Here is a 13235-nt window from a genome sequence, read left to right as displayed (position 1 = left end):
GGCCGGCTTCCGCATGCGCTTCCCGTACAACGTCCGTTCCAATCAGTCGATCACTGGGGGCACAACACGTCGGTTGCCTTGCCAGGTCTCTTCGTCCTCGGCCAAGTAGTCAGGGCGGTCGCCCCCCTGGCTTCCATGCCGCCTACTCGGAGCCACGGCGGCGCCACCATGGCCCACTGCTCCGACGCCCGGTCCACCGCGCACGAGGCCACTACCGCCCTGGGTGAATGACTGGCCGCCAGCCGCAGCCTGACGGCCACCGACGACACCGCCCGGCTCCATAGCCAGTCGTCGGCCAGTCGCAGGTGTGCCGGGGCCACCGTGCGGAGCACCCAAACCGCCGCCCATCATGCCCGGCATCGCGCGGCCACCACCTGCATGTGGGCCTTCCGCGCCGATGACTGTGCCGCGCGGGATGCCCGCGCCTGGTCCCCCCGTGGAAATTGGTCGGCCGCCGACGATCCCAGTGTCGCGCGGCGGCGGAATCGGAATGCCACCAAATTTACCGCCGATACCAACGGAAGGCCGCGTCACGGGCGAAGGGCCGCCCCCCGGCACCGGTGGTCCGCTGACTGGCGGGAGTGCCACAGGTGGTACCGGCCCATTGGGATGGTTCCAACCGCCGCTAGGGACAGTAGGACCGGGTGCGTCAGGCAGCCCAGGGGCAGGAGGCGCAGCCCTATCAGGAAGCGTGCCTACATGGTCGAGATCCACATCCACACGGTGGTCTGGCATCGGCAGTGTCGGCACTGTCGCCAAAGGAGCCGTACCGTCCAGCAAAGGACGGTGGCCAGGAGCCGACCCGGACTCGCTCGACGGGACACTGGACGGGATGTACGACTGGCCTCCGGATGCACCGCCCCCTGCCCCGGCAGGGCCTCCCGGACGCTCTCGGGCAAGCTCGCCGCCGTAATTGGTCGGCTCAAAGATCGGCGACGGCGGCGGAAACGTAGGTACCTCCGCCCGGCCCATTTGCGTGGCCGACGCGTCGTACGACTGGGCCAGCTTCGTCAGTTGCTGGACTGCCAGTTGGTGGTCGGCCGTCAGTTTGGCGTGGGCCGTCTGGCCCACCTGCTGGGCGTCCGGGTCGTTGTGGTACTTGCGGGACGCCTCCAGGTTTTCCGCCGCCGACGTGTCGTACTTCGGGGTGTTGGCCTTGACCTCCACCATCGTCTGCGCGGCGTGCTCCATCCACGTGCCGCCCGCCTCGCTGAACTTGGCCAGCGTCAGCGTCGCGCTGCCCGCGCGGCTCACCCAGTCCTGGAAGGCGTGTGCCGCCTCGCCCTCCCAGCCCTTCACCTGGTGCCTCTTGAGGCTGTCGCCGATCTCGTTGAGCGCCTTGGCCGCGTTCTGCAGCTGCGTGGCGCGGGTCTTGACCGTCTCCGGGTTGAGGGAGGCGATCATCGCGAGCAGCTGTTCGTGCGAGTAGCCGTCGAAGTTCGTCGCCATCAGATCGTGCCCTTCGACGTGCTCGGGGTCGGGGTCGGGGAGGGAGTGGGGGCGGAGGACTCCTGGCGCTTCTGCGCCTCCTTCTGCTGCTGGAGGGGGTCCCGGTCCGGGACGTACTCCTCCTTCGAGCGCCGGATCAGGGCCCGCATCCGCGCCTGCGTCTCCTCGTCCACGCCCCCGTAGCCCTTGCCGGCCGTGAGGACGGCGATGCCCAGTGCCTCGATCTGCCCCGCCAGGCCCGCCGACAGCTTCTGGAGCTCGCTGTGGACCGTGTCGTACGCCTTGAACAGGGCGTCCGCCTCCGCGAAGCCCGTGCCGAGGGTGCCGGCGGGGAGGGTGCCGTGGGACAGGCGGCGGGCGTCCGCCTCCGAGCCGTCCAGGGTCTTCAGCAGGGCGTCGACCCGGTTCTTGCAGTCCGTCAGCGACTCGTACTCGACTTCGAGCGCCTTCGCCTGGCGCGCCACCGCGTCCGCCAGGCTCCCGGCCACGTTCAAGCCGCCCAGCAACCCCGGAGCGTTGTCCACTGCCACGATGCCCTCCCCCACTCCCCGTACCGCGTCTCACCTCACTCTAACGACCGGCTCCGACAGCAATGCGAGGCGTCCGGCTACGAGTTGGGTGCCGCCACCGCCGCCGATGGCCGGATCGGGATCCTGTTCACCGGCCGCCCCGTCGCCGCCCGCACCGCCGAGGCCACCGCCGCAGGCGTCGTCACCACCGGGACCGCGCTCGCCGCCTTCGCCCCGAACGGCGCCACCACGTCCCGTTCCTCCACCAGCCGGACGATCCGCACCGCCGGGGCGTCCAGGGACGTCGGCAGGGCGTAGCCCGTCAGGTCGGGGTGGCGGACCAGGCCGGCGACCGAGCGGAGGTTCTCCGTGAGGGCCGCGCCCACGCCCTGGGTGACGCCCGCCTCGATACGGGCCTCCAGCTGGCGCGGGTTGAGGATGCGGCCGACGTCCTGGGCGACGGCGAGCTCCACCACCCGGACCGTGCCGAGCTCGATGTCGACGTCGACCACGGCGCGGATCGCGCAGAAGGCCAGGCCTACGAAGGCGTCGCCCTGGCCGTGCTCGTCCAGCGGCTCCGTCGGGTGCGGGCGGCACTGGGCCGTGGCCCAGAGCTCCTTGCCCTCTATGGCCTCCGCGACCGACATGGAGAAGGCCCCGTCGTACGACGTGATCCGGCCGTCCTGGATCTGCAGGAGTTCCGTCGACATGCCCAGTTTGTGGGCCATCGGCTGCAGGAGCTGCGTGCGGACCATCTTCGCGGCCCGCTCGACGGCGCCGCCCGAGACCCAGGTGTGCCGGCCGTGGGCGGAGGGGCCCGCGGGCGGCTGGTCCGTGTCGACGGGGGCCGTGGCCACCTCGTCGATGCCCAGGACCTCCTGGACGATCTGCCGTGCGAGGGTCGCGAAGCCCTGGCCGGTGTCGACGGCCGCGCAGATGACGGTGGCGGTGCCGCCCACCACCTTCACGGTGGCGGTGGACACCTCGTCGGTGCCCTCCGCGCCGAGCATGTGGACCATGCCCACGCCGTAGCCGACCCCGCGCCGCACCGCTCCCGGCTCGCCCGCGCCCTCGGGGCCGCCGGGCAGCAGCCAGTCCTCCTCCGGCGTGTCCTTCGGGAGGGAGGGGAGCGGGAAGTCACGGACCGCGCGCAGGAGTTCGGCCACCGGGGCCGGGCAGGTGACGGTCTGGCCGGTGGGCAGGAGGTCGCCGGTGGCGAGGACGTTGCGCAGGCGCAGTTCCGCGCCGTCGATGCCGAGGGCGGCCGCGAGTTTGTCCATCTGGCCCTCGTAGGCCGCGCAGACCTGCATCGCGCCCTCGCCCCGGACGTGGCCGGAGGGGGGGTTGTTCGTGCGGACCGCCCAGCCCTCGACGAAGGCGTGCGGGACGACGTACGGGCCGCAGGCGAAGGCCACGGCCGCCGCGAGGGACTCGGCGGAGGCGTCGGCGTAGGCGCCGGCGTCCATCAGGATCTGCGCCTCGACCTTGACCAGCCGGCCCTCGGCGTCCGCGTGGTGGCGGTAGCGCAGCAGGGTCGGGTGGCGGTGGGCGTGGCCGAGGAAGGACTCCTCGCGGGTGGCGGCCAGCTTGACCGGGCAGCCGGTGCGCAGGGCGAGGAGGCCGAGCGGGAGCTGGAAGGCGGGGTCCTCGCGGTCGGCGGTCGCGCCCGGGACGCCGGTGACGACGACGCGGACGCGGTCCGGGTCGAGGCCGAAGCAGGCGGCGGCGAGGTCGCGGTCGGTGTGCGGGTCGGTGGAGGCGGTGTAGATCTCGACGCCGCCGTCGGGGCGGGGCACGGCGAGGCCGGCCTCGGCGCCGATCGGGGCGGGGTCCTGGCGGCCGATGCGGTAGAGGCCCTCGACGACGACCTCGCCCGTGGCCTCCGGGTCGCCGTAGCGCAGCGGGATGTGCCGGATCAGGTTGCCGTCCGGGTGGATCGGGGCGGCGCCGAAGGAGTGCTCGGGGTCGGTGACGGCGTCGAGGAGCTCGTATTCGACGGCGATGGCGGCGGCCGCGAGGCGGGCCGTGTCGGGGTGGTCGGCGGCGACGGCGGCGATGGGCTCGCCGTGGTGGCGTACGACGTCGTGGGCGAAGACGGGCCGGTCGGCGATGCGGCGGCCGTGGGTGGTGGAGCCGGGGACGTCGGCGTGGGTGATGACGGCGCGCACGCCGGGCATCTCGGCGGCGGCCGACGTGTCGATGGAGCGGATGCGGGCGTGGGCGTGCGGGGAGCGCAGCACGGCGGCCCACAGCAGGCCCTCGGCCCACAGGTCGGCGGCGTAGGGGTAGGTGCCCTCGGTCTTGGCGCGGGTGTCCGCCGCCGGGACGGAGGCTCCGATGCCGCGCGCGGGGCGCTGCTGGTCGCCGTTGCCGCCGTCACCGTCTCCGTCGGCGCCGACGTTGAGCGTCGCCATGGTCATGGTGGTGGTCGTGGTCGTCGCCGTGGCCGCGTCCTGCCCGCTCACGCCATGCCTCCGTTGTGGTGGATTCCGTCGAATCCGGTCCCGTTGGTCCCGTCGAACCCGTGCGTGCCGGGGGCCGTTCCGCCGGTTCCGCCGAACCCGTCGAAGCCGTGTGCGGCGGGGGCCGCCCCGCCGGCCGTGCCGAACGGGTCGAAGCCTGCGGCCCCGTGGAGCGCGTCGGCCCCGTGGACCGGGTCGAAGCCGTTGCCGCCCAGGGTCCCGCCCGGACCGGCCGCACCGGCGTCGAAGCCGTTGCCGCCCAGGGTCCCGTTCGGGCCGGGTGCCCCGGGGTCGAAGCCGGCCGCAGGGTCGAAGCCGTTGCCGCCGAGGGTGCCGTTCGGGCCCGGCACCGCCGCGTCGAACGCGCCGGCGGCGTCGAAGCCGTTGCCGCCGAAGGTCCCGTTCGGGCCCGGGGCCGCCGCTTCGAAGCCGTGCGCCGTCCCGTGCACGCCGCCCTCTCCGGGCTGCGCCTGGTGCGGGATGAGGGGCTGCGCCGGTGCCTCCGGCGCCTGCGCCGCGGCGGACTCGCGCTCCGCGATGACCTCGCGGACCGCCTCGATGACCCCCTTGTAGCCGGAGCAGCGGCACAGGTTGCCGCACAGGGCCTGCCGGGTCTCCAGGTCGCTGGGGGCGTGGTTGCCCTCCAGCAGGTCATGGATGGTCATGGCCATGCCCGGAACGCAGAACCCGCACTGCACCCCGCCCGACCTGCACAACGCCTGCTGCACGTCCGAGAGTTCCCCGTTCGTCGCGAGGCCCTCCACGGTCCGCACCTCGGACCCGGCCGCCGTCGCCGCCGGGACCAGGCAGGAGGCGACGAGCCGCCCGTCGACCTGCACCGCGCAGGCCCCGCACTCGCCCTGCGAGCAGCCGTCCTTGGCACCGGCCAGGCCGAGCCGCTCGCGCAGCACGTAGAGCAGGGACTCGCCGATCCAGGCGCCGGTGACGGGCCGGTCGGCGCCGTTGACGCGCAGGACGTACGACGCCGACGGGTGCTCGTGATGGGCGACGGCGGGAAGGAGCTCTTCCTCGTACGCCGCCTCCCCGAGCGGGAACTCCCCGGTGTCGTGCCCGGCCGGTGGTGTCACAGCGCCGTCGGCGGTGTCCTCACCCGGCGCGGGCGCGGCCTCCGCTTCGGCGGGGGCGTCGGGCGCCTCAGCGAAGCCGGGCCCCTGTGCCTCACCCGGCACCGGGGCGGGGGCGGACCCCTCCCCGGGCGCGGCGTCGGCTCCGGCGCCCTCGGCCTCCGCCGGGCGCGGCCGCTCGTCCCCGGCCGGGGGCTGCGCCGGGCCGTGGCCGTGGGAGGCCTCGATGTCCGGGGCGGCCTCCAGTACGTTCTCGGGCTCCGGCCCGGCCCCGGGGTAGCCCTCCGGCAGCGGGGTCCCGACACCGGGACCGCCCAGCACCCTCGGACCGCGCCCCGGCGCCCCGGCCCCGGCTCCCTGCGCCCCCGGGGCACCGCCGCCCGGCAGCACGCCGGAGCTCAGCGGCCCCTCGGGCTCCGCACCCGGCACACCCGGTACGCCCGGCACCTCGGCCGCCGCCCAGGGGGCCGCGGCCCCGCCCGGCAGCGTCGCCGGGGCCTGGCCCCAGCCGGCGTCCAGCGCGACCGGCTCCCCGCCACCACCGACACCACCAACACCGACACCGACCCCGACACCAACACCGCCGCCCGTCAGGTCGGCCGGCATCGTCCAGTGCCCGGTCGTCGCGGGCTCCTCGTCGCGGTGCAGCGCGTCCGGGAACTGCCACTCGGCCGTCGCCCCCGAATCCTGCTCGGCAACACCGTGCGGATCGGAGTGCGCGCCGCGGTGCAGGCCGGCATGCGCCTCCGCATGCGCGCCCGCGTGCAGGTCGGCGTGCCCGTCCCCGTACTGGTCCACGTGCTGCGCGGCCCCGTGGGCGCCCGCGTGGGAGGACAGATGGGAACCCGCGTGCGCGGCCGCGTGCGTGCCGTCGGGCTGCGCGCCCCCGTGGAACTCGGCGTGCGCATCCGGCTCCGCCGCCGCGAAGGCGGCCGCCACCGACGCCGGCAGCGGGATGGACGCCGGGATCGGCCCGCGGGCCGGCGCCGCGTCGGCCGCGGGGGCCTGCGCGGGCGCCCCGCCCGCCTCGGGCCACTGGACCGGCATCGTCCAGGTCCCGGTGGCGCTGGGGTCCGTACTGCCGGCCGAACCCAGCGGCATGATCATCGGAGGCGGCACGAAGCCGTGCCCGGGCGCCGCGAGGGGCTCCCCGGTGTCGAGCGCGTCCAGCATCTCCTGCGGGAGCTGCACGAAGGCCGTGGCGTCCGAGTCGTAGTCGCCCCCCTGCGGCACCGGCTCCCAGCCCCAGCCGGCCGGCGCCTGCCCCCCGGCGCCCTGGGCGCCGACGTTCCCCGTGTTCCCCGTGTCCCCGGTCGTTCCGCTCACGTTCTCGTTCTCACTCATGAGGTCAGCGCCCTCCCCAGGGCCCTGCGCGCCAGCACGGCGACGGTCCGCCGCAGATGCAGTACTCCGGCGGAGACCTGCTCCCCCTGGTCGGGTACGCAGGCCGCCGCGACGTACTCCCCGAAGGCCTCCAGCGCCTCCGGGGCCAGGCTGCGGTCCCCGTCCCAGTCGATCAGCGAGGCCACCCACTGCTCGGCCTCCAGCGGCCGCAGCGGCATCGGGGCCACCGCGCCGATCGCGCACCGCACGCCCCGGCGCGCGGGATCCAGCACGAGCCCCACGGAGGCCACCGCACGCCCCGGCCCCGTGCGCCCCGTGGCCTTCAGGAACACCTGCGGCGCGTGCAGCAGCGGCACCCGCACGAAGCCGATCAGCTCGCCCTGCCGGAGCATGTCCCGCCCGGCGAGCAGGTGGGAGACGGGGATCTCGCGCTGCGAGCCGCCCGGGCCGACGATGACCAGCACCGCCTCCAGCGCGGCCAGCACGGGCAGCGCGTCACCGGTCGGCGCGGCCGTCACGATGTTGCCGCCGAGGGTGCCGGCGTTGCGGATCTGCGGCGGGCCGGCCGCACGGGCGGCCGCGGCCAGGGCCGGGATCAGAGCGGCGAAATCCGGCCGCCCCATCCGGGCGTGCGTCAGTCCGGCGCCGAGCAGCGCGTGCCCGTCCTGGTACTGCCAGCCGCGGATCTCGCTGATCCGCCCGAGGCCCACCAGCGCGGCGGGCCGCAGCAGCCCAACGTTGACGGCGGCCATGAGGTCGGTGCCGCCGGCCACCGGGACGGCCGCGGGCATGGCGGCGAGCGCCGCGACGGCCTCGTCGAGCGAGGCCGGCAGCATCACGGACTGCGCCGCCTGCCCCGGCGCCGAATGCGGGGTGTGCGGCCCCTGAGCCGAATGCGGTGTGTGCGGTGCGTGCGTGGTCAACCCAGCTGCCCCTTCCCGATGTCCCGGTCCTGGCGCTCACGCCTGTCCGCCGTACGGTACGTGCTCACCGCCGGGACGTGGCAACTCTGGCACATCTTCGGGACCACCCGGCGCGAGGGTCTCCCGCGTACCGGCGCCGCGCCCCGCCCGGAGCCCGGCGGCGCGGCGGCCGGGACACCTCCCGTGCGCCCGCCCTTCACGCCCCCTTCCACCCCGCCGGACCCCCCGGGTCCGGGCCCCGCCGGATCCCGCGGACCACCCGCGGACCTCCCCCGGACCCCGTCCGCACGCCCTCGCACCCCACCCACCCGAACGTCCGTTTTCCCCCGAATAAACCTTATTCGAGAGACAGTTCCAAAGGTTCCCGAAGAGTTCCGCTTCCGGTCGTCGAGGACGCCGCCGGGCGGACGGGTGTCCGCGCCGATCCGCGCGCTCCCGGGTCACACGATCGGAGGCGCGCCCTCGATCGGACGCCCCCGCACCCCCGGCCGCCGCTGCCACGGCAGCGGCCCCTCCGGTGGCCGGTAGTCGACCCCGAGGGCGTCCAGGCGCGCCCGGTGCGACCGCGTCCGCTCCTCGAAGCCGGCCCAGTCCCGGGATTCCGGTTCCGGCATCCACGACCACACCACCTCCGCGAAGGCGGCCAGCCTGGGGAACACCTGGTAGTCGACGCGCCCCTGGTGCTCCATCACCTCGGTCCACACGTTGGCCTGCGCGCCCAGCACGTGCGCGGCGGCCTCCGGCGACAGCTTCGGCGGCACCGGCTCGAACCGGTAGACGTCCTCCAGCGAACGCACGTACCCGATGGGCATCGGCTCGTCGGGGCCGTCCGCCTGACGGTGGTCCAGGTACACCTGCTGCTCGGGGCACATCACCACGTCGTGCCCGGCCTCGGCGGCGGCGATCCCGCCGGCGTAGCCGCGCCAGGAGGACACCGCCGCGCCGTCCGCGAGCCCGCCCTCCAGGATCTCGTCCCAGCCGATGAGCCGGCGGCCCCGGTCGGCGAGCCAGCGGCCGAAGTGCCCGATGAACCAGGACTGGAGGCCGTCCTCCCCGTCCACGCCCAGCTCCCGGATCCGCGCCTGCGCCGTCGCCGAGGCCCGCCACTGGGCCTTGGGGCACTCGTCGCCGCCGACGTGCACGAAGGGCGAGACCTCGGGCGGGAAGAGTTCCAGCACCTCCTCGAATACCCCTTCGTAGAAGCGCAGTACCTCCTCGGTCGGCGCGAGCACGTTCTCGCTGATGCCCCAGTCGTCCCACACGCCCAGGGCGGCGGTGTCGGCCACGTCGGTGTTCCCCAGCTCTGGGTACGCGGCGATGGCCGCCTGCGAATGCCCGGGGACGTCGATCTCGGGGACGACCCGCACGTGCCGCTCCGCCGCGTACGCGACGATCTCGCGGATGTCGTCCTGGGTGTAGAAGCCGCCGTGCGGCGTCTCGTTCCACAGCGGGGACGCCCGGTGGCCCCACCGGCTGCGGGCCCGCCAGGAGCCGGTCCGGGTGAGCTCGGGGTGGCGCCGGATCTCGATGCGCCAGCCCTGGTCGTCCGTCAGGTGCAGGTGCAGCACGTTCAGCTTGTGCGCGGCGAGCAGGTCGATGTAGCGCAGCACCCCGTCCTTGGGCATGAAGTGCCGGGCCACGTCCAGCATCATCCCGCGCCAGCCGAAGCGGGGTTGGTCGGCGATGCGGGCGTACGGCAGGTCCCAGGTCCGCCCGGGCCGCAGCGGCGCGCGCCGGTAGGCCTCGGGGCCGAGCAGCTGACGCAGCGTCTGGGCGCCCCAGAACAGCCCGGCCGCGTCCCCGCCGGTCAGCTCGACGCCGTCGGCGCCGACCTCCAGCCGGTACGACTCCGGCCCGAGCCCCTCGACGGCGGCCGGCTCCACCCGCAGCCGTACGTCGCCCCGCGCGCCCGCCCCGGCCGGCGGCAGCCCCCACCCGGTGGCAGCGCCGAGCTCGCGGCGCAGCCAGCGCGCGACGCCCTCGGCGCCCGGCCCCGCGTCGAGCACCGGCTCCGGGCCGAAGACGTAGCGGCGGCCCTCCTCGTCGGGAACGGCGACCCGGGGTACGGGGATCAGGTCCATGCGTCAGCCCCTCACGGCAGGACAGCAGAGCGCTTTCGCGCGACCCTAGCCCCGCCGCCGGGCCCGGCAAAGGCCCGGGAGACGAAAGGTCCGTCCCCATGGATCCGGGCAGACGAAAGGCCCCCGGGGTGCGCGCGGGCGCACGCCCCCGGGGGCCTCGTCGGCGGAAATCCGGACCGCCCCAGCCGTCCCTGGAGACCGCGTCAGCCGTCACTGGGGACCGCCTCGGCCGTCCCCGCGGACCGCGTCAGCTGTCCTTGCCGCCCTTGTCCTTGTCGCCGCCGGCGCCCATGGAGTCGTAGATCTCCTTGCACATCGGGCAGACGGGGTACTTCTTCGGGTCGCGGCCCGGCACCCAGACCTTGCCGCAGAGCGCGACGACGGGGGTCCCGTCGAGGGCGCTCGCCATGATCTTGTCCTTCTGGACGTAGTGGGCGAAGCGCTCGTGGTCGCCGTCGCCGTGGGACACCACCGGCGTCGGCTCTACGAGGGTCCCCGTACCAGTGCCGCGATCGGGCTCGAGAGTGCTCATGAATCCCAGGGTACTGGCCCCCGCCCGGGTCAGTTCAGCGACGGGTCGTCCAGATAGGTGGCCACCATCGCGAGCTCGCTGCGCTGGCGGCGCAGCACCGCCCGCCACAGCCGTTCGGGGTCGGGGAAGGAGACGTCGCCGGGTTCGGAGTCCACGACGTACCAGGCGCCGTCGCCGAGCTCGTCCTCCAGCTGGCCGGGCCCCCAGCCGGAGTACCCCGCGAAGATGCGCAGGCCCCCGAGGGCGGCGGCGAGCAGTTCCGGCGGGGCCTCCAGGTCGACCAGGCCGATGGCCCCGTGCACCCGGCGCCAGCCGAGGGGGCCCTCCTCGCCCGGGATCACCGCGACCCCCAGGGCCGAGTCGAGGGCGACCGGGCCGCCCTGGAACACCACGCCCGGGTCGCCGGCCAGCGGGGCCCACGGCAGCAGGATGTCGCGGACGTCCACCGGGGTGGGCCTGTTGAGGACCACACCGAGGGAGCCCTGCTCGTCGTGGTCGAGCAGCAGTACCACCGCGCGGTCGAAGTTCGGATCCGCGAGGGCGGGGGTGGCCACGAGCAGCCGCCCTGTGAGGGAGGACACCTCGGTCATGGGCACATGATCTCGCACAATCGCCCTCCGGGGGGAGCGGGCGGCGGGATCGGATCACGCGCAGCTCAGGGCGCACGGCTGCAGACGGGAGCGCGCACCGCCCCCAACGCCGGAACGCAACGCTCCGCTACTTGGCGGACACCGTACGTGGTGAGCCGAATTCATGACAGTCCTACGGCCCCGTCACCCATACAAACATGGGGGTGGTGGCCCTTACCCTTACGTCTGGTCCCCTGCCCATCCACTCCGGAACGCGAGATCCATGACCGGCAACGATGTCCTGCTTGTCCACGGCGGAACCCCGCTCGAGGGCGAGATCCGTGTCCGCGGTGCGAAGAACCTCGTGCCGAAGGCCATGGTGGCCGCCCTGCTCGGCAGCGAGCCGAGCCGGCTGCGCAATGTTCCCGACATCCGTGACGTGCGGGTCGTGCGCGGTCTCCTGCAGCTGCACGGTGTGACCGTGCGCCCCGGCGAGGAGCCGGGCGAGCTGATCCTCGACCCCACCCACGTCGAGAGCGCGAACGTCGCCGACATCGACGCGCACGCGGGCTCCTCCCGGATCCCGATCCTCTTCTGCGGCCCGCTGCTGCACCGCCTCGGCCACGCCTTCATCCCGGGCCTGGGCGGCTGCGACATCGGCGGCCGGCCGATCGACTTCCACTTCGACGTGCTCCGCCAGTTCGGCGCGACCATCGAGAAGCGCGAGGGCGGCCAGTACCTGGAGGCCCCGCAGCGCCTTCGCGGATGCAAGATCCGCCTGCCCTACCCGTCGGTCGGCTCCACCGAGCAGGTCCTGCTGACGGCCGTCCTGGCCGAGGGCGTGACCGAGCTCAGCAACGCCGCCGTCGAGCCCGAGATCGAGGACCTCATCTGCGTGCTGCAGAAGATGGGCGCGATCATCTCGATGGACACCGACCGGACCATCCGGATCACCGGTGTCGACCGCCTGAGCGGCTACAACCACCAGGCGCTCCCGGACCGCCTGGAGGCGGCGTCGTGGGCCTCCGCGGCCCTGGCGACCGGCGGCAACATCTACGTCCGCGGGGCGCAGCAGCGCTCGATGATGACCTTCCTGAACACCTTCCGGAAGGTCGGCGGCGCCTTCGAGATCGACGACGAGGGCATCCGCTTCTGGCACCCGGGCGGCCCGCTCAACGCCATCGCGCTGGAGACGGACGTGCACCCCGGCTTCCAGACCGACTGGCAGCAGCCGCTGGTCGTGGCCCTGACGCAGGCCTCGGGCCTGTCGATCGTCCACGAGACGGTCTACGAGTCCCGCCTCGGCTTCACCTCGGCGCTGAATCAGATGGGTGCTCACATCCAGCTGTACCGCGAGTGCCTGGGCGGCAGCGCCTGCCGCTTCGGCCAGCGCAACTTCCTGCACTCGGCGGTCGTCTCCGGCCCCACCAAACTGCAGGGCGCCGACCTGGTCATCCCCGACCTGCGCGGCGGGTTCTCGTACCTGATCGCGGCGCTGGCGGCCGAGGGCACCTCGCGCGTCCACGGCATCGACCTGATCAACCGCGGCTACGAGAACTTCATGGAGAAGCTCGTCGAGCTGGGCGCGAAGGTCGAACTGCCGAACGGCGACCTGGCCTGACGGTCCGGAACTTCCCCCTCCCAGGGCGTACAAGGCCTCTGGGAGGGCCTGGAAGGCCCGGACAAGGCCTGAGGGCGGCCACCCCCACGGGGTGGCCGCCCTCGGCCGTTCTACGTACTACTGCCGTCCCGAGGGCCTGCGCGGCCCTCGGCACAAGGGCGGTACTACTTGCCCTTGGCGGCTTCCTTGAGCTTGGAGCCCGCGGAGACCTTCACGCTGTAGCCGGCCGGGATCTGGATGGGGTCGCCGGTCTGCGGGTTGCGCGCGGTGCGAGCGGCACGGTGGGTGCGCTCGAAGGTCAGGAAGCCGGGGATGGTGACCTTCTCGTCGCCCTTGGCGACAATCTCCCCGACGGTCTCGGCGAGCGCGGCCAGAACGGCGTCGGCGTCCTTGCGGGTCACCTCGGCGCGCTCGGACAGAGCGGCCACCAGCTCACTGCGGTTCATGTTGTACTCCCGTGTTCAACTTGCCTTAGAGGCGTGAGATCGAAGCCGATGCTGCCAGGGCCCTCGGACAGTCCCCGGACCCGGGTCTGAACGTCAGACCCTCTCGCCCGGTTACGCATCCTGCCCCCACCAGCGGCGGGAAAGCCAATCCGGCACCCGCCAGGGTCACACGAAAAGCGCCACAGTCACGCCGCGGTGACGCTCCGTCGCACCC

10 protein-coding genes are annotated in these 13235 nt (G+C 73.9%); 1 reads left to right on the top strand and 9 read right to left on the bottom strand.

The window, feature by feature from the left end; translation table 11 throughout:
* Positions 1 to 42: 42 nt before the first annotated feature.
* The 8 genes from AB0F18_RS13795 to AB0F18_RS13760 all read right to left on the bottom strand — a co-directional run bounded on the left by AB0F18_RS13795 (position 43) and on the right by AB0F18_RS13760 (position 10975).
* The gene (locus AB0F18_RS13795) at positions 43 to 1449 is read right to left on the bottom strand and encodes a hypothetical protein (RefSeq protein ID WP_362059041.1); all 1407 of its coding nucleotides are present in this window, start codon (positions 1447 to 1449) and stop codon (positions 43 to 45) included.
* Positions 1449 to 1979 (bottom strand): DUF2563 family protein, encoded by a 531-nt coding sequence (locus AB0F18_RS13790; RefSeq protein WP_362059038.1) that lies wholly within the window; start codon positions 1977 to 1979, stop codon positions 1449 to 1451. Before AB0F18_RS13790 ends, AB0F18_RS13795 begins: the two co-directional genes overlap by 1 nt.
* 77 nt (positions 1980 to 2056) lie before the next feature.
* Positions 2057 to 4372 carry a xanthine dehydrogenase family protein molybdopterin-binding subunit gene (locus AB0F18_RS13785; RefSeq protein WP_362059114.1) on the bottom strand — a complete coding sequence of 772 codons (2316 nt, stop codon included), beginning with the start codon at positions 4370 to 4372 and terminating at the stop codon, positions 2057 to 2059.
* 47 nt (positions 4373 to 4419) lie between these two features.
* Positions 4420 to 6849 (bottom strand): (2Fe-2S)-binding protein, encoded by a 2430-nt coding sequence (locus tag AB0F18_RS13780; RefSeq protein WP_362059035.1) that lies wholly within the window; start codon positions 6847 to 6849, stop codon positions 4420 to 4422.
* A complete protein-coding gene (locus AB0F18_RS13775; protein WP_362059111.1) occupies positions 6846 to 7685 on the bottom strand; it encodes an FAD binding domain-containing protein in 840 nt (279 codons plus the stop codon). The genes AB0F18_RS13780 and AB0F18_RS13775 overlap by 4 nt, the downstream gene beginning before the upstream one ends.
* 527 nt (positions 7686 to 8212) lie before the next feature.
* Complete coding sequence (locus tag AB0F18_RS13770) at positions 8213 to 9853, bottom strand: beta-N-acetylhexosaminidase (protein WP_362059032.1); 1641 nt, start codon at positions 9851 to 9853, stop codon at positions 8213 to 8215.
* A gap of 247 nt (positions 9854 to 10100) precedes the next feature.
* Positions 10101 to 10385, bottom strand: a complete 285-nt coding sequence (locus AB0F18_RS13765) for a DUF3039 domain-containing protein (protein ID WP_079427380.1) — start codon at positions 10383 to 10385, stop codon at positions 10101 to 10103.
* A gap of 29 nt (positions 10386 to 10414) precedes the next feature.
* Entirely contained in the window at positions 10415 to 10975 is a 561-nt protein-coding gene (locus AB0F18_RS13760) for a YqgE/AlgH family protein (RefSeq protein ID WP_045947037.1), read from the bottom strand.
* Positions 10976 to 11237: 262 nt separating this feature from the next.
* Between AB0F18_RS13760 and murA the strand changes: the two genes are divergently transcribed.
* Complete coding sequence (murA, locus tag AB0F18_RS13755) at positions 11238 to 12575, top strand: UDP-N-acetylglucosamine 1-carboxyvinyltransferase (RefSeq protein WP_362059028.1); 1338 nt, start codon at positions 11238 to 11240, stop codon at positions 12573 to 12575.
* A gap of 164 nt (positions 12576 to 12739) precedes the next feature.
* On the opposite strand, the gene AB0F18_RS13750 is transcribed toward murA, so the two are convergent.
* Positions 12740 to 13021 (bottom strand): HU family DNA-binding protein, encoded by a 282-nt coding sequence (locus AB0F18_RS13750; protein WP_007264399.1) that lies wholly within the window; start codon positions 13019 to 13021, stop codon positions 12740 to 12742.
* Positions 13022 to 13235: the final 214 nt, after the last annotated feature.

It is taken from the genome of Streptomyces sp. NPDC029216 (genome assembly GCF_040648015.1).
Classification (GTDB): domain Bacteria; phylum Actinomycetota; class Actinomycetes; order Streptomycetales; family Streptomycetaceae; genus Streptomyces.
Note: the sequence above shows the minus strand (reverse complement) of the source record. Positions and strands in the feature narration are given on the sequence as shown.